The following is a 23,453-nucleotide window of genomic DNA, read 5'->3' on the forward strand; positions in this document are numbered from 1 at the left end:
CGCACCGCCGGCCGGCCCCCACTCCGGTCACCTCATGAAGCGCCCCCCAACAGCCCCGCCGCACGGGCCCACCGGTACTTCGCACCGAGTGCGGCCACCGGCCTCTCGGTCGTGTACGGGTACGCCACGACCCCACGCTCGTAGAGGTACTGGCAGGCCTCCTCGACCTCGACGTCGCCCGCGAGCGACGCCACCACGGGCTTCTCGATGCCTCGCGCGCGGAACTCCTCGACCACCCGCGCCGTCAGCTCCGCGAAGACCATCGGCGGGGTGACGATCGTGTGCCAGTAGCCGAGGACGAGGGAGTGGATCCGCGGGTCCTCCAGGCCGAGCCTGATGGTCGCCTCGTACGTCGACGGCGGCTCACCGCCCGTGATGTCGATCGGGTTGCCCGCGGCGCCGAAGGGCGGGATGAACGCCTTGAAGGCGGCGTCCAGATCCTCGGGGATCTCCATCAGGGTCAGACCGTTGTCGACGATGGCGTCCGAGAGCAGCACGCCCGAGCCGCCCGCGCCGGTGATGATGACGACGTTGTCGCCCTTGGGCGTGGGCAGCACGGGAAGCGCCCGCGCGTACTCGAGCATCTCATTCAGGCCCGGCGCCCTGATGACACCGGCCTGCCTGAGGATGTCGTCGTACACCGCGTCGTCGCCCGCGAGGGCCCCCGTGTGCGAACCGGCCGCCTTCGCGCCGGCGCTGGTGCGCCCCGCCTTGAGGACCACGACCGGCTTCTTCGGCACCGTCGCCCGCGCGGCCTCCACGAAGGCCCGCCCGTCCTTCAGGTCCTCCAGGTGCATCGCGATGCACTGGGTGTTGGGGTCCTCACCGAACCATGTGAGCAGGTCGTCCTCGTCCAGGTCCGACTTGTTGCCGAGCCCGACGATCGCGGAGACACCGGTCTTCGTCGTGCGCGCGAAGCCGAGGATCGCCATGCCGATGCCCCCGGACTGCGAGGTCAGCGCCACCCCGCCCTTCACGTCGTACGGCGTGCAGAACGTGGCGCACAGGTCCTGCCACGTCGAGTAGTAGCCGTAGATGTTCGGCCCGAGCAGGCGTACCCCGTACCGCTCGCCGATCGCCACGATCTCGTCCTGGAGGGCCTGTTCACCGGTCTCCGCGAACCCGGAGGGGATCAGGACGGCGTTCGGGATCCCCTTGCGTCCCACCTCTTCGAGGGCCGAGGCCACGAACTTGGCGGGGATCGCGAAGACCGCCACATCCACCTCACCCGGGACGTCCGTGACACTCTTGTACGCCTTGCGGCCCAGGATGTCATCGGCCTTGGGGTTCACCGGATGGATCTCCCCGGAGAAGCCGCCGTCGATGAGGTTGCGCATGACCGAATTGCCGATCTTGCCCTGTTCGCTGGACGCGCCGATCACGGCGACCGAGCGCGGCTGCATCAGCCGGCGCATCGACCTGAGGATCTCCTCGCGAGAGTACGTACGCCGCTGCTTCGGTGCCCCGTCGGCGAGGATCACGCGGATGTCGGCGGCGACCGCGCCCTCCGGTGTCGCGATCACCGGGTTGAGGTCGACCTCGGCTATCTCCGGGAAGTCGGTGACCAGTTGGGACACCCGGCGGATCTGCTCGGCGAGCGCCCACCGGTCGACCGGCCGCGCGCCGCGCACCCCGCGCAGCACCTCGGCCGCCCGGATCGAGTCCAGCATCGACACGGCCTCGTCCGCACCGACCGGCGCGAGCCGGAACGTCACGTCCTTGAGCACCTCGACCAGCACACCGCCGAGCCCGAAGGCGACGACCTTCCCGAACGTCGGATCGGTGACGGCCCCGACGATGACCTCCTGCGAGGAGGGCCCGGTCGGCAGCAGCTCCTGCACCTGGACGCCCTCGATCCGGGCGTCCGGCGCGTAGGCCCGCGCGTTCTTCACGATCGTGCAGAACGCGGCCCGTACGTCGGCGGCGCCCTCCACGCCCACGATCACGCCACCCGCGTCCGTCTTGTGCAGGATGTCGGGGGAGACGATCTTCATCACGACGGGTCCGCCGAAGCGCGCCGCGTACGCGACCGCCTCGTCCACGTCCGTCGCCAGCTCCTCGCCGGGCACGGAGATCCCGTACGCGTCGGCGATCACCTTGCCCTCGGGGGCGGTGAGAGCGCTGCGGCCCTCCGCGCGCACGGATGCGAGCAGCGCCCGTACCGTGAGCTCACGGTCCTCGGCCATCAATCAGATCACTCCGTTCGACTTGAGCAGGCGCAGTTCCTCGTCCCCGAGCCCCAGCTCCCCGACGAACACCTCGGCGTTGTGCTCGCCGAGCAGGGGTGAACTGACCACTTCCACGGGGGAGTCGGAGAGCTTGAGGGGGGAGCCGACGGTGGTGAACGTGCCGCGCTCCGGGTGGGCCACCTCGACGACCATCTCGTTCGCGACGAGCGACTCGTCCTCGATGATCTCCTTGGTGGACAGGATCGGCCCGCACGGGATGTTGTGCGCGTTGAGCCGCTCGAGCACCTCCCACTTGGGCAGGGTCGAGGACCATTCCTCGATGAGCTGGAACATCTTGTTGAGCTTGGGCAGGCGCGCCTCGGGCGTCGCCCACTCGGGGTCGCCGGCCAGCTCGGGCCGCCCGATCAGCTCGCTCAGCGGCTGCCAGCCGACGGGCTGCACGATGACGTACACGTAGTCGTTCGGGCCGCCGGGCGCGCACTTGACCGCCCAGCCGGGCTGTCCGCCGCCGGACGCGTTGCCCGAACGCGGCACCTCGTCGGCGAAGGCCGTGTTCTTGGCGTTCGGGTACTCGGCCAACGGGCCGTGCGCCAGGCGCTGTTGGTCGCGCAGCTTGACCCGGCACAGATTGAGCACCGCGTGCTGCATGGCGACGTTCACGCGCTGGCCGCGCCCGGTGTTCTCGCGCTGGAACAGCGCCGCGAGGATGCCGGCGACGGCGTGGATACCGGTGCCGGAGTCGCCGATCTGCGCGCCGGTGGCCAGCGGCGGACCGTCCTCGAATCCGGTGGTCGCCATCGAGCCGCCCATGGCCTGTGCCACGACCTCGTACGCCTTGAAGTTGGTGTACGGGCCGTCGCCGAAACCCTTGATGGAGGCATAGACGATACGCGGGTTGATCTCCTGGATGCGCTCCCAGGTGAAGCCCATCCGGTCGACGGCGCCCGGGCCGAAGTTCTCGACCATGACGTCGGAGCGCCGGATCAGCTCGGTGAGGAGCTCCTTGCCGCGCTCGGTCTTCGTGTTGAGGGTGATGCTCCGCTTGTTGCAGTTGAGCATCGTGAAGTAGAGCGAGTCGACGTCCGGCAGGTCACGCAGCTGCTTGCGCGTGATGTCCCCGGTCGGCGCCTCCAGCTTCACCACGTCCGCGCCGAGCCAGGCGAGGAGCTGGGTCGCGGAGGGCCCGGACTGCACATGGGTCATGTCGAGGACACGGACGCCCTCAAGAGCCTTGGTCGTCATGGCAGGGCTCCTCACTTGTACATGGTCTGGTTCATGGTTCCGGGGGCGTACGCGTCCGGGTCGACCCACACGTTGATCAGCGAGGGCTTACCGGACTCGCGGGCCCGTTGGAGCGCTGGCGCGATGTCGGCGGGGTCGCGGACCTCTTCGCCGTAACCCCCCAGCATCTGCGCGAACTTGTCGTAGTGGACGTCGCCGAGGGTGTTGCCGACGCGCTCGCGCTCGTCGCCGTACTTGGCCTTCTGGCCGTAACGGATCTGGTTCATCGACGAGTTGTTGCCGACGATCCCGACGAAGGGCAGGTTGTAGCGGACGAGGGTCTCGAAGTCCCAGCCCGTCAGCGAGAACGCGCCGTCGCCGAAGAGTGCGACGACCTCCTTGTCGGGCCGCGCCTGCTTGGCGGCGAGGACGAAGGGGATGCCGACACCGAGCGTGCCCAGCGGCCCCGGGTCCATCCAGTGGCCGGGCGACTTGGGCTGCACGACCTGCCCGGAGAAGGTGACGATGTCGCCACCGTCGCCGATGTAGATCGAGTCCTCGGTGAGGAAGTCGTTGATCTCGCTGACCAGGCGGTACGGGTGGATCGGCGAGGCGTCGGAACGCAGGCTCGGCAGGCGCTTGTCGATGGCGGTCTGCTCGGCGGCCCGCAGCTCGTCGAGCCACTCCTTGCGCCTGGCGCCCCCGCCGTTCAGCCGTCCGGAGGCGGCCTCGGTGACCGACTTCAGGACGAGGCCCGCGTCGCCGACGATGCCGAGGTCGATGTCGCGGTTCTTGCCGACGGTGCGGTAGTCGAGGTCGATCTGCACGACGGTCGCGTCGGGGGAGAGGCGCTTGCCGTAGCCCATGCGGAAGTCGAAGGGCGTGCCGACGATGATGATGAGATCGGCGTTGGAGAAGGCGTAGCGCCGCGAGAGCTGGAAGTGGTGCGGGTCGCCGGGCGGCAGGGTGCCGCGGCCCGCGCCGTTCATGTAGGCGGGCACGTTGAGGGCGCGTACGAGCTCGATGGCGTCCTCGGTGGCACGGGTCGTCCACACCTGGCTGCCGAGCAGGATCGCCGGCTTCTCGGCGTGCACGAGGAGGTCGGCGAGCTTCTCGATCGCCTCGGGGTCACCGGCCGAGCGGGTCGAGGCCCGGTACTGGCCGGCCTGGGGCACGCGGGCCTTGTCCACCGGCACCTTGGCGTCGAGGACATCGCGCGGGATCTCCAGGAAGGACGGGCCGGGGGCGCCGTGGTAGCACTCGCGGAACGCCATCGACACCATGTCGGCGGCGCGCGCGGTGTCCGGCACCGTCGCGGCGAACTTGGTGATGGGCGTCATCATGTCGACGTGCGGCAGGTCCTGGAGCGAGCCCATCTTGTGCTGGGTGTGCGCGCCCTGGCCGCCGATGAGGAGCATGGGTGACTCCGCGCGGAACGCGTTCGCGACGCCGGTGACGGCGTCGGTGGTGCCCGGGCCCGCGGTGACGACGGCGCAGCCGGGCTTGCCGGTGATGCGCGCGTACCCGTCCGCCGCGTGGGCGGCGACCTGCTCGTGACGGACGTCGACGACTTCAATGCCTTCGTCGACGCAGCCGTCGTAGATGTCGATGATGTGACCGCCGCACAGGGTGTAGATGACCTCCACACCTTCTGCCTTGAGCGCCTTGGCGACCAGATGACCACCGGAGATGAGTTCCTGGCTGTCGTCGGGCATGGCGAAGTCCTGTCCCTTCGTAGGGGAGTCGTGCGCTGTCGCAGTACATTGCATACAGTCGACGAATACTGTATGAAGCTTGTTATCCCGCATCCGGTGGGTGGTGTCCAGGGGGCGTGCGGCACTTTTACGGCAGGAGCCGAGATGGACCTGTACGAGCACCAGGCAAGGGAACTCTTCGAAGAACACGGCATCTTGGTGCCGAAAGCCGAGGTCACACAGTCACCCAAGGAGGCCCGCGAGATCGCGCGCAGGCTGGGCGGCCGCGTCGTCGTCAAGGCACAGGTGAAGACCGGGGGCCGCGGCAAGGCGGGCGGCGTGAAACTCGCCGCCGACCCGGCCGCCGCCGAACTGACGGCACGCCAGATTCTCGGCATGGGCATCAAGGGCCACACCGTCGGCAAGGTGATGCTGGCCCAACCGGTCGACATAGAGAGCGAGTTCTACGTCTCCTACGTCCTCGACCGCGCGGCCGGACGCTTCCTCGCCATCGCCTCCGCCGAGGGCGGCATGGACATCGAGGAGGTCGCGGCGACCCGGCCCGAGGCCGTCGCCCGCATCCCGGTCGACCCGGCCGAGGGCGTCACCACGGCGAAGGCCGCACAGATCGCCCAGGCCGCCGGCCTCCCCGACCGGACCGTCGACGTCCTGGTCCGCCTCTGGGACGTCCTCATCCGCGAGGACGCCGTACTCGTCGAGGTGAACCCCCTCGTCCGCACGAGCGGCGGCCAGATCCTCGCCCTCGACGGCAAGGTCACCCTCGACGACAACGCCCGCTTCCGCCAAGAGCGTTGGGGAACCCAGGAGGCCGCCCACGACGACGCCCTCGAAGCGGCCGCCGCGGCCAAGGGCCTCAACTACGTGAAGCTCGACGGCGAGGTCGGCATCATCGGCAACGGCGCCGGACTCGTCATGTCGACCCTCGACGTGGTCGCGGGCTGCGGCGCCCGCCCCGCCAACTTCCTCGACATCGGCGGCGGCGCCTCCGCGCAGATCATGGCCGACGGCCTCTCCGTCATCCTCTCCGACCCGGCGGTGAAGTCCGTCTTCGTGAACGTCTTCGGCGGCATCACCGCCTGCGACGCCGTCGCCGACGGCATCGTCCAGGCCCTGGAGTCCGTCCGGCTGACCAAACCGCTCGTCGTCCGCCTCGACGGGAACAGCGCCGTGGAGGGCCGCGCCATCCTCGACGGCCGCGCCCACCCCCTCGTCGAACAGGCCACCACCATGGACGGCGCCGCGCGCCGGGCCGCCGAACTCGCCCACGCGCACTGAGGAGCCGGGACATGGCCATCCACCTGACCAAGGAGAGCGGGACATGGCGATCTATCTGACCAAGGAGAGCAAGGTCCTCGTCCAGGGCATGACCGGCGCCGAGGGCATGAAGCACACCCGGCGCATGCTCGCCGCCGGCACGAACGTCGTCGGCGGCGTCAACCCGCGCAAGGCCGGCCGCAGCGTCGACTTCGACGTCCCCCAGAGTCTTAAGGACCTGGGAGGTGCCCCCAGCGTCCCCGTCTTCGGCTCGGTGGCCGAGGGCATCGCGGCCACCGGCGCCGACGTCACCGTCGTCTTCGTACCGCCCGTCTTCGCCAAGGCCGCCGTCACGGAGGCCGCCGACGCGGGCATCCCCCTCGCCGTCGTCATCACCGAGGGCATCCCCGTCCACGACGCGGTGACCTTCCACGCGTACGCCGCCGCGAAGGGCACCCGCATCATCGGCCCCAACTGCCCCGGCCTGATCACCCCCGGCCAGTCCAATGCCGGCATCATCCCCGCCGACATCACCAAGGCGGGCCGCATCGGCCTCGTCTCCAAGTCCGGCACCCTCACCTACCAGCTCATGTACGAACTGCGTGACATCGGCTTCTCCACCTGCGTCGGCATCGGCGGCGACCCCGTCATCGGCACGACACACATCGACTGCCTCGCCGCGTTCCAGGACGACCCGGACACCGACCTGATCGTCCTCATCGGGGAGATCGGCGGCGACGCGGAGGAACGCGCCGCGGCCTACGTACGCGACCACGTCACCAAGCCCGTCGTCGCCTACATCGCCGGGTTCACCGCCCCCGAGGGCAAGACCATGGGGCACGCGGGCGCGATCGTCTCGGGCTCCTCCGGCACGGCGCAGGCCAAGAAGGAGGCCCTGGAAGCGGCCGGGGTCCGTGTCGGCTCCACCCCGACGGAGACGGCCCGACTGGTCCTCGACCGCTTGGCGCAGTAACGCCGTACAGCGGGAGTGGGGAGGGAGCCCACCGGGAAACCTCCCCACTCCACCGCACACCAGCCATGCACCCCCCGCCCCGACTGTGCACCGTGAGCGGAGAACCCGAAATGGCAGACAACCCGAGCAATCTCACGCACCACACCCCCGGCGCCGACGTCACCGGCCCGGACACCCCCGTGGCGACCACCCTCAAGGCCGGCACCTCCTGGCACGACGCCTGGCAGCGCTGCCTCGCCGTCGCCCCCGAGGCGTTCCGCGACGACCGCGTACTCAACCTGTGGAACGGCACCTGGCAGGCCGACGGCCGCGCCCTGCCCGCCAGTACCCCCATCGACGGCAGCCCCATCGCCGGACCGCCCCGCCTCGACGCCGCCACCGCCCACCGGGCGGTGCGCGCCTCCCTCGACCAGCACCGCGCCTGGCGGCACATCCCGCTCGACGAGCGCCGCGCCCGCGTCGGCGCCACCCTCGACGCCCTCACCCAGCACCGCGAACTCCTCGCGCTCCTCCTCGTCTGGGAGATCGGCAAGCCCTGGCGCCTCGCCCAGGCCGACGTCGACCGCGCCATCGACGGGGTGCGCTGGTACGTCGACGGCATCGAGCCCATGGTCGAGGGCCGTGCCCCGCTCGACGGCCCCGTCTCGAACATCGCCAGCTGGAACTACCCGATGAGCGTCCTCGTGCACGCGGTCCTGGTCCAGGCACTCGCCGGCAACGCGGTCATCGCCAAGACCCCCACCGACGGTGGCGTCGCCTGCCTCACCCTGGCCTGCGCGCTCGCCGCCCGCGAGGGCATCCCCGTCACCCTCGTCAGCGGCAGCGGAGGCGAACTCTCCGAGGCGCTGGTGCGGGCCCCCGAGATCGGCTGCGTCTCGTTCGTCGGCGGCCGCGACACCGGCGCCGCCGTCGCCACGGCCGTCGCCGACCTCGGCAAGCGCCACATCCTCGAACAGGAGGGCCTCAACACCTGGGGCATCTGGAACTACTCCGACTGGGACAAGCTCGCGGCCGTGATCCCCAAGCTCTTCGACTACGGAAAGCAGCGCTGCACCGCCTACCCGCGCTTCGTCGTCCAGCGCAGCCTCTTCGACGACTTCCTCGCCGCCTACCTCCCGGCCGTACGCACGCTGCGCATCGGCCACCCCCTGGCAGTGGCGAACCCCCAGGACCCCTACCCGCAGCTCGACTTCGGCCCGCTCGTCAACGCGGCCAAGGCGAAGGAGCTCGCCGACCAGGTCGCGGAAGCCATCGACCGCGGTGCCGTGCCACTGCACCGGGGCGCCCCGGACCCCGCCCGCTTCCTGCCCGGCCAGGACACGAGCGCGTACGTCCACCCGGTCACGCTCCTGAGCCCACCCCGCTCCTCGCCCCTCCACCACGCCGAACCGTTCGGCCCCGTCGACACGATCGTCCTGGTCGACACCGAGGCGGAGCTGCTCGCCGCGATGAACGCCTCCAACGGCGCGCTGGTCGCCACCCTCTCCACGGACGACGACGCGACGTACGACCGCCTCGCCCCACAGATCCGCGCCTTCAAGACGGGCCGCGGCAAGCCGCGCTCGCGCGGCGACCGGGACGAGCTGTTCGGGGGCTTCGGAGCGTCGTGGCGCGGAGCGTTCGTCGGCGGCGAGCTGCTGGTGCGGGCGGTGACCAAGGGCCCGGAGGGAGAACGCCTGCCGGGGAACTTCCCGGACCACCATCTGATGCCGTAGGCGACCCGGCATCACCGAGCGGCACACCTCCGTGACAGCGGGTGGTGTGCCGCTCACGTGTGCGCTCACGTGTGTGCCCACGACAGATACGCAGGTGAAAGGCACTCCGAAAGCTTGGTATTGTTGTCCATGTCGCCGCGGGGAACACCCCGGCCTGGCGACAGACACCTTGTCCGGGTGGCGGAATGGCAGACGCGCTAGCTTGAGGTGCTAGTGCCCTTTATCGGGCGTGGGGGTTCAAGTCCCCCCTCGGACACGAGAAGTAATATCGCAAGCGAGGGCCCCGACCAGACGGTCGGGGCCCTCGTTTGTGCGGATGCGAGCGGAGTGACGCCGCGTCAGCCGGTCGCGCCTCCCGCGACCCACTCGCTCCACGGCATGTTCCAGTCGCTGAGGCCGTTGCCCGGGGCCAGCTTGGTGTGGTCCGTGGAGTTCTTGATGATCACGACGTCGCCGGTCATCGAGTGGTCGAAGAACCATGCGGCCGGCTGCGTGCCGTCGTCGCCGGCCCTGGCGTCCTTCAGGCCCACGCACCCGTGGCTGGTGTTGACCTTGCCGAAGACCGAGTCGGCACCCCAGTAGTTGCCGTGGATGAACGTGCCCGAGTCGGTCAGGCGCATGGCGTGCGGTACGGCCTCGATGTCGTACGAGGGCTTGCCGTCCTTCTCCGTGAGGCCGACGCTCGCACCGTTCATGTGGATCTGCCGGTACTTCTCGGAGATGACCATCCGGCCGTTGTACGTCGGGTGCTCATCGCTGCCGGACGAGATCGGGATCGTCTTGATCGTCTTGCCGTCCTGTACAACGGTCATCTGCTTCGTTTTGGCGTCGACCGTGCTGACCTGGCTCCGGCCGACCTTGAACGTGACCGTCTTCTGGATGCCGTGGTCGGTGAGCTTGACGGTGACGGTGGAGCCAGCCTTCCAGTAATTCTGGGGGCGGAAGTCCAGGCGGCCGTCGTTGAGCCAGTGACCGGCGACGCGCTGGCCGCTGCTGGAGCTCACCTGGATCTTCGACGCCATGGCGGCCTTGTCGCTGATCGCCCTGTCGAAGGTGACCGTCACCGGCATGCCCACACCGACGGTCGAGCCGTCCTCGGGGGAGACGTGCCCGATGAAGTCGCCCGCCGGGGAGACCGTGGTGATCGAGGCGTTCTCGGTGGCGGAGCGGCCCTTGGCGTCCGCGGCCTCCGCGGCGATCTGATACCTGGTGGCTCGCTCCAGCGGCTTGTCCGGCTGCCAGGACGTGCCGTCCGCGGCCAGGGTGCCCGGAATCTCGGTACCGGTCGCGACGGCGGCCATGGTCACCTTGGTGAGCTTGCCGTTGCTGACGGTGACCTTGACGGGTTCGTCGATCCCGACCTGGTGGGCACCTTGCCCGGGCGTGATCCTTATTCGGGCGTCGGAAGCGTCCTGCGCGCCGGCCTGCTGTCCCCCCGCCTGCGAGTGAGGGTGATCACCATGGCCGTTTCCTCCGGTGGCGGCCTGGCTCGTCCCGCCGAGGGCCGTGAGTGCGAGTACGCCGCCGAGCACGCCGGCTGTAGCCGTCAGAGCGGTGGTCCGCTTACGTACCGTGATCAAACCGTCTCCCGTCCACTGGTCGTCGAATGCCTGGGGCCGGTCGCCAGTGGAGAGCGACCAGCCCCGAGTGAACCATTTATGCATTCATTCGACCGAAAATGGGCAAATTGTGGCGAATGCAACGCATCGTGCCGGGCACGTTCTCCGGCAGGGACGAGGACAGGGGGCAGGGGCAGGGCACTCAGCCTCCGCGGGACCCGACGTTGAAGTCCCGCTGCGTCGGCGAGAACGGGATGTTCTTGACCCGCCCGTCCGACAGGACGGTGATCGCCGGGTAGGCAGCGCGCTGAGCACTACGCGTGATCGGATACGCTGCGGCGCGATGTATGACGTGTACACCGCTGGTGTGTGAGCCCCCTGAAGAGGAGAACTGTCCGTGAAGCAGCGCCCGGTACTCGCCGGCCTGACATTGATGCTCGTGGCCGTTCTCAGTGCGTGCGGCGGTGGTGCGGACAAGGGTGACGCCCACGGTGGCGGCAAGGGTGGCGGCATGGGCGGCGGTGCGTACTCCAAGCCGCACTCCGATCAGGTGCGCGGGCTCTACGACGCCGTGCGGCATCTTCCGCGCAAGACCGTCAAGGGCACCCGTGCGCACATGGTCAAGGAGTGTGATCCGGCCACCCGGAAGGTCAAGCACACTTCGCGCAGCGGCAGTGGCAAGCGTAAGAGGACCCGTACCTGGTACACCACCGAGCGCTACGAGCAGTGCCACAAGGTCCGCAAGGGCAGTGAGACGTACACGCGCGTCGTGCGGACGGAGCGGTGGTGTGTGCGGCTCGACGACGTGAACGGGAAGGCCAAAAAGGACGACCTCTGGTTCCGGGTCAGCCCCGCCACCTACAGCGAGGTCCACGGCAAGGACGAGCACGCGCGCGTGAAGTTCGAGCCGCGTGCGCGCGGCTGCTGAGCGGGCGGGCTCGCCGGTTCACCAGGTGACGGGCAGCGCCTTCAGCCCGTAGACGATGTTCTCCGTGTGGTAGGTGAGGGTCGACTCCGGAACCGCCAGGCGTAGGTTCGGCAGGCGGCGTAGCAGGGTGGTCAGGATGATCTGGAGTTCCACCCTGGCCAGCGTCTGGCCCAGGCACTGGTGGACGCCGAAGCCGAACGCCAGGTGGCGGCGGGCGTCGGGTCGGGTCGGGTCGAGTCCGGGTGCGGTGCGGCCGAAGACGTCCTCGTCACGGTTGGCCGACGACAGCATGCAGATCACGCCCTCGCCCGCCGCGATCGTGACCCCGCCCACCTTCACCTCCTCCTTCGCCGCGCGCGCCAGGCCGAGGTGGATGATCGTCAGGCTCCGCAGCAACTCCTCGACGGCCATGGGCATCAGGCCGGGGTCGTCGCGGAGCCGTCCCGCGAGCGCGGGGTTCCTGAGCAGGGCCAGTACGCACATCGCCGACATGCAGGCCGTGGACTCGTGGCCCGTGACCAGGAGCATGAAACCGAGTGAGGCGACCTGCTCGGGGGTGAGGTCGTCGCGCACGGCCAGCCTGCTCAGGATGTCGTCGCCGGGCTCCCGCGCCTTCCGCGTGGCCAGCCCGGCGAGATGGCCCATCAAGCCGCGGTGCGCCCTCGCGACCTCCGCCTCGGTCGCGGTGTTGTCGAGCAGCGTGCGGCTGAGCGACTGGAACAGGTCGTGGTCCTCGTACGGGACCCCCAGCATCAAGCAGATCACGAGGGACGGGACCGGGAGGGCGAAGTCCCTTACGAGGTCTGCTGGTTGGTCCCTTGCGGTTGCCGTGTCGAGAGTGTCGATCGCCTCGTCCACGATCCGCTGGATCCCCGGGCGCAGCTCCTCCACCCGTCTCACCAGGAAGTCCCTGGTGACCATGCGGCGCAGCCTCGCGTGTTCCGGGTCGTCCAGGCGGATGAAACTCGGGCGATCCGTGGCCAGTTGGCGCTGGGCGGGGGAGAGGAACGGGAATCCGGGTGTACGGGCGTCGGCGCTGAAGCGGGCGTCGGCGAGCACCGAACGCACCTCCTGGTAGCCCGAGATCAGCCAGCACGGTGAGCCGTCCGGCAGAACGGCGCGCGTGACCGGGCCCCCGCGCGCCGCCTCCGCGTAGGCGGGCGGCGGGGTGAACGGACATTCCCCGTAGGGGGCGGGTAGGCGGAGAGGCGCGAGCTGGGGGAGCACGACGGTCATGCGGGGAGACGCCCTTTCGGGGAGGCGAGGGAGGGGACGGGGCTTGTCGCGTCGGGGGGCGTACCCAGCGTGTTCAGCGTCGTGCAGGCCATCGCGCACTGGCCGATCACCAGAAGCAGCTCGACCAGTTGCTCCGCGCGGAGTCGTTCCGCGAGCTCCTGCCAGAGGGCCTCGGGGAGCTCCGCGTGGTCGGCGAGGAGGTCGGCCGTACGCAGGACGGCCAGGTCGGCCGGGTGCCAGCGGTGGGGAGAGAGGGCGGGGGAGGCCGTCGCGGCTACGTCGGCGGTGGTGAGGCCGGCCAGCCGCGCGTGCTCCTCGTGCCGCGCGCGTACGAAGTCGCAGCCCAGCCGGTGAGACGTACGCAGGATGGCCAGCTCCCGGTCCCGCAACGCCAACGTGCCTTGGTGGGTGAGGACTTGGGCGAGGCGCAGCCATGCCTCGGCGAGCGGAGGGTGGTGGGCGAGCGTGCCGAAGAGGTTCACGCGCCCCGGCCCGTCCTGGCTCGACGCGCCGAGCAGGTCGCGCAGGACGGGCGGCCACTCCTCGGCCGGCAACGGAGGGATGCGCGGGGTCACCGTGCGTGCACCGTCCCGGCCGCCGGGACCGGCGTGGTGTTCGGGGGTCTCCATGCCCAGGCTGTCTCGGTCGGGAGTGGCGTGGTGCTCGGGGGTGCGCCCACCGTGTTCGGGTGTCACCACTCGCACACCATCACTCCCGCGCTGGCCCCGCTCGCGAACCCGAACATGCCCACCAAGTCCCCACGTCGGAGTCGCCCTGTCTCCAGTGCCGTGGCCAGTTGCAGCGGGATCGTGTTCGTGGCCACGTTGCCGTGCGCGGGGAACGTGGTGAGTACGCGGTCGGGGTCCACGCCCACCCACGCGCACGCCACCTTGGTGAACGCGACCGACGGCTGGTGCACGCACACGAGGTCCAGCTCGTCGACCTTGACCCCCAGGTCGGTGACCGCGTCCCTCACCCTTTCGGGCATACCGGTGAACGACTTCACCAACTGCTCCGAATCGATGCGCAGTTGACCCAGTGCGCGGTGATGGGAGTAGGGGTTGGTCAGCGTGGCGGCCCGCCAGCCCCAGGAATTGGCGAAGAAGCGGGAGCCGATGATGCCGGGGCGCTCCGAGGCTTCGAGCAGCAGCGCGGATCCCATGTCGCCCGTGCTGAGGCTGGGCAGCGCGGTCAGTACGTCGGCGGGGTCGTCGACCGACCAGCGGCTCGCGCGCGTGGACACCTCTCCGGTGGTGACGAGGATGCGGCGGTACTGGCCCGACCTGATGAGGGCGTCGGCCACCTCGATGGCGTTGAGTACGCCGTTGCAGGCGTTCTTGAGGTCGAACACCGGGCAGTTCAGGCCGAGTTTGTCGGCGACCACGTGTGCGGTGGCGGGTTCCTCCAGGTCGGCGAGGATCCCGGCGAAGATCAGCAGGTCGACGTCCGAGGGGTCGGTGATCTCGCGCGCCTCGAACAGGCGGCGTGCCGCGTGGGCCGCGAGGTCGGAGGGCTGCTCGTGGGCGGGGGCGACGGTCCGCTCGGAGAGCCCGTACATGTGCGCCAGGACGCCCGGCGACAGGGAGACGTGGGGATTATGGCTACGGAAGCGTTCCTCCGCCTCGGCTACGGACTGTCGGCCGGGCGGCACATGGACCGCCGCGTGAAGGATGCTGCTGTACACGGTCAACGGGGGGTGTTTTCTCTCGGGGGCAGAGGGGGCGGGGCGTGACGGAGAGCTGGGAGTAAAAGGGAGCTGGGGAGTCCGTGATCTCGGAGGCGAGCTCACGTCGCCGACGTCAGCGTCAGCACCACGTTGTGCCCGCCGAAGCCGAAGGAGTGGGTGACGGCGGCCCGTACGCGTTGCGGGCGTGGTGCCCCGGTCACGCAGTCGAGGGGGAAGCCGAGCGTCCCGGGCGTGAGGTTCGCGACCGGTGGGACCGTGCCATGATGGATCGTCAGAGCAGTGAGCGCGGCCTCGATCGCTCCCGCCGCGCCCAGACTGTGGCCCAGTACGCCCTTGGGGGCGGTGACACTCGGGGCGTGCGGCAGGACACGGGCGATGAGCTCGGCCTCCGCGCGGTCGTTGAGGGGAGTGGAGGTGCCGTGGGCGTTGACATGGTCGATGTCGCCCGGGGCGAGCCCCGCGTCGGCGACGGCGGTGCGCAGCGCGCTCTCGGCGACCGCGCCCCCGGGTGCGGGCGCCGTCGGGTGGTGGGCGTCGGTCGACTGGCCCACCCCGGCGAGATGCGCGTACACGCGGTGGCCGCGGGCCCGTGCGTCCGCCGACCGTTCCAGTACGCAGACGGCCGCCCCTTCGGCGATCACGAAACCGTCGCGGTCGACGGCGAACGGCCTTGAGGCGGCCTCGGGTTCGTCGCTGCGCGCGGACAGCGCGCCCATCCGCTGGAACCCCGTGGTGATGACCGGCGTGACGGCAGCTTCCGTACCGCCCGCGACGGCGATGTCGCAGGCGCCGGCCAGGAGCAGATCGCGGGCGACGGCGAGGGCGCTCGCGCCCGAGGCGCAGGCGCTCTCCGTGGCGAGGGAGGGGCCGTGTGCGCCCAGGTCGAGAGCCACCTCGCCCGCCGCCATGTTGGAGATGAGCATGGGGATGAGGGCGGGTGCGACCAGGTCGGGCCCGCACTTGAGGAACCGCTCCGACTGTTCCTCCAGATGCGCGGCGCCGGCCAGGCCCGAGCCGATGACCACGGCGACCCGCGCTCCGCCCCAGTCTTCGCCGGGAGCGATTCCCGCATCCGCGACGGCCTCCCTGGCGGCGAGCACCGCGAGCCGGGTGAACTGCCCCATCCGCCAGGACTTGCCCCCGCCGATCCGCGCCTGTTCGGGGGTCATGAGGGGGATACGGCAGGAGAAGTCGACCGGGAGTTCCTTGAGTTCGGGGTCCTGGGTGGCCGTGGACCGGCCTCGCAGCACCCCCGCCCACGTCGCCTCGCGGCCGATGCCGGCCGGGGTGATGAGGCCCAGGCCGGTGACGGAGATCGTACGGTCGGAAGGCGTCGTCACCGGACCCCTGCCGTGATCTGCCGGGTGGCGAGGGTGGCGGTCAGCTCGGCGACGGTGGTGCGCTTGGTGGCCTCCGACTCGTCCACGCGTACGCCGAGCCGGTCCTGGAGCGCCAGGGCGAGTTCCGCGAGGGCGAGGGAGTCGAGGTCGAGACTCGCCAGGGTGGCGTCGGGGCGGATGCTGTCGGCACCGACCTCGAATTTCTCCGTGAGGACGGCGGCGACGGCGGCGCGGGCCCGGGACGCGGAAGCCACCCGGGTCGAGGGGGAGGCGAGGGGGGTGGGGGACGACGAGGACATGAGCGGTCCTTTCAGGTCGTGCGTGCGTGGGGTTCCGGTGGTGTGCGGTGTGCGGTGTGTCGGGATACGGGGAGGGTTATGAGGCTTGGGGCGGCGTACGCACCGGCGGGACCGCCGGCAGTTCGGGCCACAGGAGCGTGGCCGAGGCCCAGGTGAGGCCCGCGCCGAACGAGGTCAGCAGGACGCGCTGGCCGGGGGCCAGCAGGCCGCGGGACGCGGCGTCGGCGAGCGCCAGGGGGATGGAGGCGGCGCCGGTGTTGCCGACGTGCTCGATGTTGGACACCTGTCTCTGCGCGGGGAGCCGGAGACGTTCGGCGACCGCTTTGAGGATCCGGGCGTTGGCCTGGTGGGCGACGAACCGGTCCACGTCTTCGGTGGTCCACGCGGTGCGGTCGAGCACGGCGCGGGACGACTCGGTCATGCGGGTCACCGCGTGCCGGAACACCTCGCGCCCGCGCATGCGGAAGTGTCGGTCGGCCGGGGTGTGGGCGGCCGGGTCCGCGCGCTCGGCGGCGCCGCCTCCGGGCACCTGGATCAGTTCGTGTCCGGAGCCGTCGCTGCCGAGGTCGAAGGCGAGGACGCTGCCCGGCCCGCCATGGGCGCCGCGGCGCAGGACCACCGCGCCCGCGCCGTCCGCGAAGACGGTCCCCGCGCTGCGGTCGGCGGGGTCGACCAGGGTCGAGTAGACCTCCGCGCCCACGAGCAGGACGCGTTCGGCGGCGCCGGAGGCGATGACGCCCACGGCCGTCGCGAGTCCGTAGCCGAATCCGCTGCAGGCGGCCGAGATGTCCCAGGCGGCGGCCCGTTCGAGGCCGAGGCGGGTGGCGAGGAGCGGGGCCATGGCGGGCATGGGCACGTCGGGGGTGGAGGTCGCGACGAGCACGGTGTCGGGGACGGGGTTGCCGGCGACGGCCAGCGCGCGGACGGCGGCCTCCAGGGCGAGTTCGCCGGTACGGACGCCGGGGCCGGCCCAGTGCCGGGCCGCGATCCCGGTCCGCCGCCGCACCCACGTGTCGTCGACGTCCCACGCGGCGGGGAGTTCGTCGTTGGTGACCCGGCGCGGTGGCACCCAGCCCGCCAGCCCCTCCAGGACCGCGCCGGACGGGCCGGCGGGCCTGTGCGCGTCAGCCGAAGTCACCCGATCCTCGTTCCACGTCTCGATCCTGCGTGCCGATTCCCGTACGAAACCGCTGCTCACGAGGCGTGCTACTCCCGTACGAAGCAGGCTGCGCCCCGCACGGGCAGGTTGATTCCCGTACGAACCGGGAAAACTGTAAGCACAGAAAGGATCTTCACAAACAGAAGGCCCCTTCGAACGAAATCCCAGAGAACGGCTGTCCGGCCGCATCCGCGCAGCTCAGAAGCGGAAGTAATAATTCCGGAATGGCTTCGGTGGGCCGAACGAGTGTCACTCGTAAGGCGGTTCGGCGTGCGGCGGCCCTGGCTTCGTGCGAGGGAAAAACCCCAGGTCCCCGCCCCCGCGCGCATGGCATCCTGAGCCGATGAACGGACCGGAGATCCTCGTCAGTGTCGTGCCCGAGTTGGAGCTTTTCGTTCCGCATGCGCGGCGCGGGGGAGCGGCCGTTGCGCTCGTCACCGACGGCGTGTCCACGCTGGGGCATGTGATCGAGTCGCTCGGCGTGCCGCTGACGGAGGTCGGGGCGCTGGTCGTGGACGGGCGCGAGGTGGCCGTCGGGCACATTCCCGTGGCCGGGGAGCGGATCGAGGTCCGGGCCGTCGTCCGGCCGCAGCGCGTCGAGGGCGCACCGCTGCGGTTCCTGCTCGACGTCCATCTCGGCACGCTGGCACGGCGGTTGAGGCTGCTCGGGGTCGACTCCGCGTACGAGTCCACGGACATCGGCGACCCCGCGCTGGCGACCCGCTCCGCCGCCGAGCGGCGTGTCATGCTCAGCCGGGACCGCGGGCTGCTGCGGCGGCGTGAGCTGTGGGCCGGCGCGTATGTCTACAGCGACCGGCCCGACGAGCAACTACGCGACGTACTGGGCCGGTTCGCGCCCGAGCTGCGCCCCTGGACCCGGTGCACCGCCTGCAACGGGCTGCTGAAGGAAGCCCGTAAGGAAGACGTCGCCGACCTGCTCGAAGGCGGGACGCGTGGCACGTACGACGTGTTCGCCCAGTGCCGCGCGTGCGGGCGCGTGTACTGGCGGGGTGCCCATCACGACCGGTTGGAGGGGATCGTGGGGCGTGCGGTCGCCGAGTTCGGGGGCTGAGGGGCTGCCTCGCCTTCCGGCATCAGTGGCGGTTCGATGCGCCAGGCGATCCGTTCCCCGTCCTGGACCACCCTGCGGTACGCGTACAGCACCACCGAGATCAGCAGGATGCCGACCGCGAGGAAGGACTCCGTCGCGCCCCCGTAGCCCGCGAGGGACGGGTGCGTGACGCCCACCGAGACGATCACGACGTTGAAGGCCAGGATGACCCAGGCGACCGGGATCCAGGCGCGGGCGCGGCGGATCGGGCGGGGCCAGTCGGGACGGTCCTTGCGCAGGAGCAGGAAGCCGGCGACCGCGAGTGTCATGGCCACCAGATAGCCGAAGTTGCTGGCGATGAGGATGCTCAGGGGCTCGCCGAGCAGGACCACGATCGCCGCGTTGACGAGCGCGTCCAGGGTGAGGGCACGGCCCGGCACGCCCCAGCGGTTCACCTTGTCGAGCTGCCGTACGGTCATGCCCTCGCGTGCCAGGCCGTACAGCGCCCGGCCCCCGTCGGCCGTGCACGACACCATGCCGAAGAACATCGAGACGATCAGGATGAGGACGCCGACGTCGGAGAAGCCGCCGAGCGCCTGGGTGAACGCCGTGGCGAACGCGCCGACCGGGTCCGAGCGCAGCGTCTCCTCGCCGACGCTGCCGACCGTCGCGAGCGGGACGACGAAGAAGACGCCGAGCGAGATGAGGGACGTCAGCCGCAGGGCCTTCGCCGTGTCGCGGGCCGTGTCGCGGTACTCGGGGGCGAACGACGCGCAGATCTCCGTGCCGTACGTCGTCCAGGCCGTGACGTAGAACCACACGATCAGCGTCATCCAGCTGCCGCCGTGGTACCAGGTCAGACGGGACGCGTCCCAGCTGCCCGGGCGCAGGAACGGGGCGATGACGACCACCGCGAGGCCGCACATCACCAGGGCCGCGACGGCCTTGGAGACGCTCGCGGCCAGCCGTGCGCCGAAGTAGTTGCAGGCCCAGCCGCCGGCGATCGCCAGGACCGCGAGCGCTTCCGGGAGGCCGATGCGATGGCCGGGGAAGGGGAGCGACGGGGCGTGCGGGAACCACTGGGCCGTGATGAGGTGGCCGATCGCCGCGCCGTTGACCGCGATGCTGAACGACCAGCCGATCCAGTACCCGTACGACGCCACGGCGCCCAGCGGGGCGAAGTAGCGCTTCCAGCCCTCCGTGGCGTATCTGCTGATGCCGCCGGACATGCCGGGGAACATCGCGGCGGTCTCGGCGAACAGCATGTTCTGCGCGAACGCGACGAGCGCCCCGACGCACCAGATGGTGATCGCCGTCCAGCCTCCGATCGCGCCCACGGTGTAACCCACCGTCAGGAGCAGGCCGTTGGGGATCACCATGGCGATGGCGAGGCCGTCGCGCCAGGTCAGGGACTTGTGCAGCTGTTGGCTCAAGGGGGCCACCTGTCTCGGTCGGGGGACTGACGGGAGAAGGTTCCGTGCGGCGGAAAGTGGGTGCCGTCGGGGTGTGTCGGCGGTCACAATAATTCGTTATTGTTGGCCGGGATAGGGGTCCGGCAGTGGCCAATTCCAGAGAGACCGACGGGGAAACGAGGGGCGGGCATGGGGGAGAAGGAGAACGGTGGCGACGCGGGCGAGGTGCAGCGCGAGCGGATCCTGCGGGCGGCCGCCCTGGTCATGGCCGAACGCGGCTTCGACGCGGCGCGCATGAGGGACGTGGCGCGCGGCGCCGGCGTGTCCATCGGCCTGCTCCAGCACTACTTCGACACCCGCGACCTGCTGTTCCGCGAGGCCTTCGAGTGGTCGATCGGCGAACTCATCGCCCGCTGGCGCAAGGGCGCGTCCGCCGAGCCCGATCCGTGGCGCCGCTTCGAACTCCTCGTACGCGAACTGGCCGACGACCCCGACCTTCAGCGCCGGTGCGCGACCTGGACCGAGTTCTGCGCGAGCGCCGCCCGCAGGCCCGAGCTGCGCGACGGGGTGCGCCGCGCGCACCAGGACTGGCGCGAGCTCGTCCTCGGCATCGCCGAATCGGGCGTCGCCGCCGGGAAATTCGTGCCCGTCGTGCCCACCGACGTCGCGGTGCGCTCCGTGCTCGCCGCCGTCGACGGCTGCGACATGGCCGTGGCGTCGGGCAGCGGCATGGGGGCCGAGGGCTACGCCGCCGTCATCCTCGCCACCGCCCGCTCGGTCCTCGGCGTACGCGACTGAGCTGCTTTCCCTCTCACACCACTCCATCAGAGCCGCAGTTCACAGGAGGCACCGCGCCATGACGTCGACCGCATTCCCGCATCTGTTCAGCCCGCTCGTCATCGGCGGCGTGACCCTGAAGAACCGCGTCCTGTCCTCCGGTCACGACACGGTCCTCGTCGAGGGCGGGCAGGTCACCGACGATCTGGTCGCCTATCACGAGGCGCGCGCCGAGGGTGGGGTCGGGCTCATCGTCGTACAGGTGGCGGGAGTTCACGAGACGGCGCGGTACACGACGCATGTCCTCATGGCCACCGACGACTCGTGCGTCGAGGGGTACCGGCGGCTCGCCGAGGCCGCGCACCGGCACGGTGCCAAGGTCTTCGGACAGCTCTTCCACCCGGGACGCGAGATCCTGGAGTCGCGCGACGGCTCCGCGCCCGTCGCCTGGTCGGCGTCGGCGACGCCCAGCGAGCGCTTCCATGTGATGCCGCGCGCCATGACCGGGACCGAGATACGTGAAGTCGTCGACGGGTACGGAGAGGCCGCCCGCAGGCTGCGCGCCGCGGGGCTCGACGGCGTGGAAGTGGTCGCGAGTCACGGCTACCTCCCGGCCCAGTTCCTCAACCCGCAGGTCAACGTACGCACCGACGAGTACGGGGGTGACGTGGACGGCCGGCTGCGGTTCCTGCGCGAGGCCCTCGCGTCGGTGCGGGCGCACACCGGACCCGACTTCGTGGCCGGACTGCGGATCTCCGGCGACGAGTTGAGCCATGACGGCCTCACCGCCGAGCTCGCCGTCGAGGCGGCCGCCCGGCTGGACCGCGAGGGTCTCGTCGACTATGTGAGCGTCTGCGCCGGCTCGTCGGCGACGATCTCCGGCGCCGTGCACATCGCACCCCCGATGACGCAGCCCGCGGGATACACCGCCCCCATCGCCGCGCGCGTGCGGGCGGCGGTCGAGGTGCCGGTCATGGTCGCCGGGCGCGTCAACCAGCCTCAGGAGGCGGAGCAGATCATCAAGGAGGGCCAGGCCGACGCCTGCGCCATGACCCGCGCCCTGATCTGCGACCCCGACATGCCGGGCAAGGCGAGCGACGGCCGCACGGAGGAGATCCGGGCCTGCATCGGCTGCAACCAGGCCTGCATCGGCCACTTCCAGCGCGGCTACCCGATCTCCTGCATCCAGCACCCCGAGACCGGCAGGGAGCGCCGGTTCACGCGGCTGCCCCTGCCCACCAGGCGCCGGAAGGTCCTCGTCGCCGGTGGCGGTCCCGCGGGGCTCAAGGCCGCCGCCGTGGCCGCGTCCCGCGGGCACGACGTCACGCTGCACGAGGCGGGCCGGCGCGTCGGTGGCCAGGTGCTGCTCGCCCAACTCCTGCCGGGGCGCGCCGAGTTCGGCGGTGCGATCACGAACCTGGAGGGCGAGGCGCGGCGGGCGGGGGCGCGGATCGTCACCGGGTCCCGTGTCGACGCCGAGCTGCTCGACCGCGAGGAGGCGGACACGCTCATCGTCGCCACGGGTGCGGTGCCACGTCGGCCGGCGCTCGAACTCCTCGACGACCCCGTCGTCCTGGACGCCTGGGACGTCGTCCGCGGCACCGTCGACGTGCCCAAGGGCCGGATCGTCGTCGCGGACTGGCGCGGTGACTGGATCGGGATCGGCGTGGCCGTCCAACTCGCGGGCCAGGGGCGGAAAGTGACGCTGTGTACAACCGGCTTCGGGGCGGGCGAACACCTTCAGCAGTACGTGCGCGCGTCGATGCTGGCCGAGGCCGCGCGGGCCGGGGTCGAGACCGTGCCGACGGTGCGTCCCTACGGCGCCGACGCCGACACGGCGTACTTCCAGCACACCCTCACCGAGGAGCCGGTGATCATCGAAGGGGTCGCGGCCCTCGTCCTCGCCCAGGGACACGACCCGGTGGGCGAACTCGCCGGCCTGGCGGACGGACGGGTGGGTGAGGTCCTGATGGCGGGGGACTGCGTGTCACCGCGAACCGTGGAGGAGGCCGTACTGGAGGGCCTGACGGTGGCGTCGTCCCTCTGAGCCGCGCAGCCACGCGGACATGTCCGGTCGCCGCGCCGCCGTGCGTGCCTCAGCGCGGATGGCGGCGCAGCCGCACCCGGTACGAGTAGTGCTCCGGAAGGAAGTGGCTGACGGCCAGCTCGACCGGGCGGCCCGACGCCGACAGGTAGAGGCGGTCGATCCGGAGCAGCGGATGCTGCGGCGGGCACTCCAGCTGCGCCGCCACCTCGGCCGAGGCGAGGGCGACCGTGACGGACTGCTCCGCCTCCGCGATCGGCTCGGGCAGCCGGCCGTCGAGGAGGCCGATGATGGTGACGCGGCTGTCCGTGCCCGCCTCCGTCAGCTCCGGGCGGTCCGCGACGAGCGCGCCCACGTCCGGCGGCAGATGCACCGTCGTCAGACAGAACGGGGTGTCCTCGTGCAGCCGCAGGAACGAGAGGTGGTCCACGCGGTCGGAGCCGACGCGCAGCCTGCCCGCCGCGTCCACGTCGACCCGGCGGCGCAGCGGCGACACCAGGCGCATCGTCGTGTCGAGGGACAGCGCCATGAGGTCCTCGACCGAGCCGAACTGCCGCAGATACTGCTCCTCGCGGGGCGCGGCGAACGTGCCGCGCCCCGGGACCCGGTGCACGAGGCCCTCCGTGACCAGGTCCTGGAAGGCGCGCCGCACGGTCTGCCGGCTGAGACCGTGCGAGGCGGCGAGCTCCGCCTCCGTGGGCAGCCGCACCCCTTCGGGGTAGTCGTGCCGCAGGATCGCCTCGCGCAGCTCGCGCGCGAGGCGTACATAGGCGCTGTCACGCCCGGGGGCCGCCATCTGTGTCCCCCTCGTCCGCTCTGTGCGTGTCGTACGCGTCATGTCTGCCGTTCACCGTCCTGCCTGTGCCGTGAGTCTAATGGCCGTACAAGACGGTG

The 23,453-nt window shown here is 70.8% G+C and carries 19 protein-coding genes and 1 tRNA gene; 8 read left to right on the forward strand and 12 right to left on the reverse strand.

Features of this window, described 5'->3' with window-relative positions:
• Window positions 1-32: 32 nt before the first annotated feature.
• The 3 genes from LGI35_RS34890 to LGI35_RS34900 are packed head-to-tail and all read right to left on the reverse strand — an operon-like array spanning window position 33 to window position 5,125.
• Window positions 33-2,186, reverse strand: coding sequence for an acetate--CoA ligase family protein (locus LGI35_RS34890; RefSeq protein ID WP_227298264.1), 2,154 nt, complete (start codon window positions 2,184-2,186; stop codon window positions 33-35).
• Between the two features lie 3 nt (window positions 2,187-2,189).
• Complete coding sequence (gene frc, locus LGI35_RS34895) at window positions 2,190-3,431, reverse strand: formyl-CoA transferase (protein ID WP_227298265.1); 1,242 nt, start codon at window positions 3,429-3,431, stop codon at window positions 2,190-2,192.
• Window positions 3,432-3,442: 11 nt separating this feature from the next.
• Complete coding sequence (locus LGI35_RS34900) at window positions 3,443-5,125, reverse strand: thiamine pyrophosphate-binding protein (RefSeq protein WP_227298266.1); 1,683 nt, start codon at window positions 5,123-5,125, stop codon at window positions 3,443-3,445.
• Window positions 5,126-5,269: 144 nt separating this feature from the next.
• Between LGI35_RS34900 and sucC the strand changes: the two genes are divergently transcribed.
• The 4 genes from sucC to LGI35_RS34920 all read left to right on the forward strand — a co-directional run bounded on the left by sucC (window position 5,270) and on the right by LGI35_RS34920 (window position 9,323).
• Window positions 5,270-6,400: an ADP-forming succinate--CoA ligase subunit beta gene (sucC, locus tag LGI35_RS34905; protein WP_227298267.1), complete on the forward strand. Its 1,131-nt coding sequence runs from the start codon at window positions 5,270-5,272 to the stop codon at window positions 6,398-6,400.
• 43 nt (window positions 6,401-6,443) lie between these two features.
• Window positions 6,444-7,352: a succinate--CoA ligase subunit alpha gene (sucD, locus tag LGI35_RS34910; protein WP_227298268.1), complete on the forward strand. Its 909-nt coding sequence runs from the start codon at window positions 6,444-6,446 to the stop codon at window positions 7,350-7,352.
• 110 nt (window positions 7,353-7,462) lie between these two features.
• Entirely contained in the window at window positions 7,463-9,067 is a 1,605-nt protein-coding gene (locus LGI35_RS34915; RefSeq protein ID WP_376570997.1) for an aldehyde dehydrogenase family protein, read from the forward strand.
• 171 nt (window positions 9,068-9,238) lie between these two features.
• Window positions 9,239-9,323: transfer RNA gene (locus LGI35_RS34920), tRNA-Leu, on the forward strand.
• Between the two features lie 82 nt (window positions 9,324-9,405).
• On the opposite strand, the gene LGI35_RS34925 is transcribed toward LGI35_RS34920, so the two are convergent.
• Window positions 9,406-10,644, reverse strand: coding sequence for a L,D-transpeptidase (locus LGI35_RS34925; RefSeq protein WP_227300655.1), 1,239 nt, complete (start codon window positions 10,642-10,644; stop codon window positions 9,406-9,408).
• Between the two features lie 379 nt (window positions 10,645-11,023).
• Between LGI35_RS34925 and LGI35_RS34930 the strand changes: the two genes are divergently transcribed.
• Window positions 11,024-11,554 (forward strand): hypothetical protein, encoded by a 531-nt coding sequence (locus LGI35_RS34930; RefSeq protein WP_227298269.1) that lies wholly within the window; start codon window positions 11,024-11,026, stop codon window positions 11,552-11,554.
• 18 nt (window positions 11,555-11,572) lie between these two features.
• Here the strand turns inward: LGI35_RS34930 and LGI35_RS34935 are convergent, their stop codons facing one another.
• The 6 genes from LGI35_RS34935 to LGI35_RS34960 all read right to left on the reverse strand — a co-directional run bounded on the left by LGI35_RS34935 (window position 11,573) and on the right by LGI35_RS34960 (window position 17,254).
• Window positions 11,573-12,790, reverse strand: a complete 1,218-nt coding sequence (locus tag LGI35_RS34935) for a cytochrome P450 (protein ID WP_227298270.1) — start codon at window positions 12,788-12,790, stop codon at window positions 11,573-11,575.
• Window positions 12,787-13,485 carry a carboxymuconolactone decarboxylase family protein gene (locus LGI35_RS34940; RefSeq protein WP_227298271.1) on the reverse strand — a complete coding sequence of 233 codons (699 nt, stop codon included), beginning with the start codon at window positions 13,483-13,485 and terminating at the stop codon, window positions 12,787-12,789. The genes LGI35_RS34935 and LGI35_RS34940 overlap by 4 nt, the downstream gene beginning before the upstream one ends.
• Window positions 13,482-14,474 carry a 3-oxoacyl-ACP synthase III family protein gene (locus LGI35_RS34945; RefSeq protein ID WP_227300656.1) on the reverse strand — a complete coding sequence of 331 codons (993 nt, stop codon included), beginning with the start codon at window positions 14,472-14,474 and terminating at the stop codon, window positions 13,482-13,484. Before LGI35_RS34945 ends, LGI35_RS34940 begins: the two co-directional genes overlap by 4 nt.
• Before the next feature lie 101 nt (window positions 14,475-14,575).
• Entirely contained in the window at window positions 14,576-15,817 is a 1,242-nt protein-coding gene (locus LGI35_RS34950) for a beta-ketoacyl-[acyl-carrier-protein] synthase family protein (protein WP_227298272.1), read from the reverse strand.
• Complete coding sequence (locus LGI35_RS34955) at window positions 15,814-16,116, reverse strand: phosphopantetheine-binding protein (RefSeq protein ID WP_227298273.1); 303 nt, start codon at window positions 16,114-16,116, stop codon at window positions 15,814-15,816. The genes LGI35_RS34950 and LGI35_RS34955 overlap by 4 nt, the downstream gene beginning before the upstream one ends.
• 76 nt (window positions 16,117-16,192) lie before the next feature.
• Window positions 16,193-17,254 carry a beta-ketoacyl-ACP synthase III gene (locus LGI35_RS34960; protein WP_227298274.1) on the reverse strand — a complete coding sequence of 354 codons (1,062 nt, stop codon included), beginning with the start codon at window positions 17,252-17,254 and terminating at the stop codon, window positions 16,193-16,195.
• 364 nt (window positions 17,255-17,618) lie between these two features.
• Here LGI35_RS34960 and LGI35_RS34965 point away from each other — a divergent pair, with 364 nt between their 5' ends.
• Window positions 17,619-18,347, forward strand: a complete 729-nt coding sequence (locus tag LGI35_RS34965; protein WP_227298275.1) for a Mut7-C ubiquitin/RNAse domain-containing protein — start codon at window positions 17,619-17,621, stop codon at window positions 18,345-18,347.
• On the opposite strand, the gene LGI35_RS34970 is transcribed toward LGI35_RS34965, so the two are convergent.
• Window positions 18,293-19,759 carry an APC family permease gene (locus LGI35_RS34970; RefSeq protein WP_227298276.1) on the reverse strand — a complete coding sequence of 489 codons (1,467 nt, stop codon included), beginning with the start codon at window positions 19,757-19,759 and terminating at the stop codon, window positions 18,293-18,295. The genes LGI35_RS34965 and LGI35_RS34970 overlap by 55 nt on opposite strands.
• Before the next feature lie 168 nt (window positions 19,760-19,927).
• On the opposite strand from LGI35_RS34970, the gene LGI35_RS34975 reads away from it, so the two are divergent.
• Both LGI35_RS34975 and LGI35_RS34980 read left to right on the forward strand, forming a co-directional pair.
• Window positions 19,928-20,536: a TetR/AcrR family transcriptional regulator gene (locus LGI35_RS34975; protein ID WP_227298277.1), complete on the forward strand. Its 609-nt coding sequence runs from the start codon at window positions 19,928-19,930 to the stop codon at window positions 20,534-20,536.
• A gap of 58 nt (window positions 20,537-20,594) precedes the next feature.
• On the forward strand, window positions 20,595-22,562 hold the full coding sequence (locus tag LGI35_RS34980; protein WP_227298278.1) for an oxidoreductase: 1,968 nt from the start codon (window positions 20,595-20,597) through the stop codon (window positions 22,560-22,562).
• 49 nt (window positions 22,563-22,611) lie between these two features.
• Here the strand turns inward: LGI35_RS34980 and LGI35_RS34985 are convergent, their stop codons facing one another.
• Complete coding sequence (locus tag LGI35_RS34985) at window positions 22,612-23,355, reverse strand: GntR family transcriptional regulator (protein ID WP_227298279.1); 744 nt, start codon at window positions 23,353-23,355, stop codon at window positions 22,612-22,614.
• Window positions 23,356-23,453: the final 98 nt, after the last annotated feature.

The organism is Streptomyces longhuiensis (assembly GCF_020616555.1).
Taxonomy (GTDB): Bacteria; Actinomycetota; Actinomycetes; order Streptomycetales; family Streptomycetaceae; genus Streptomyces; species Streptomyces longhuiensis.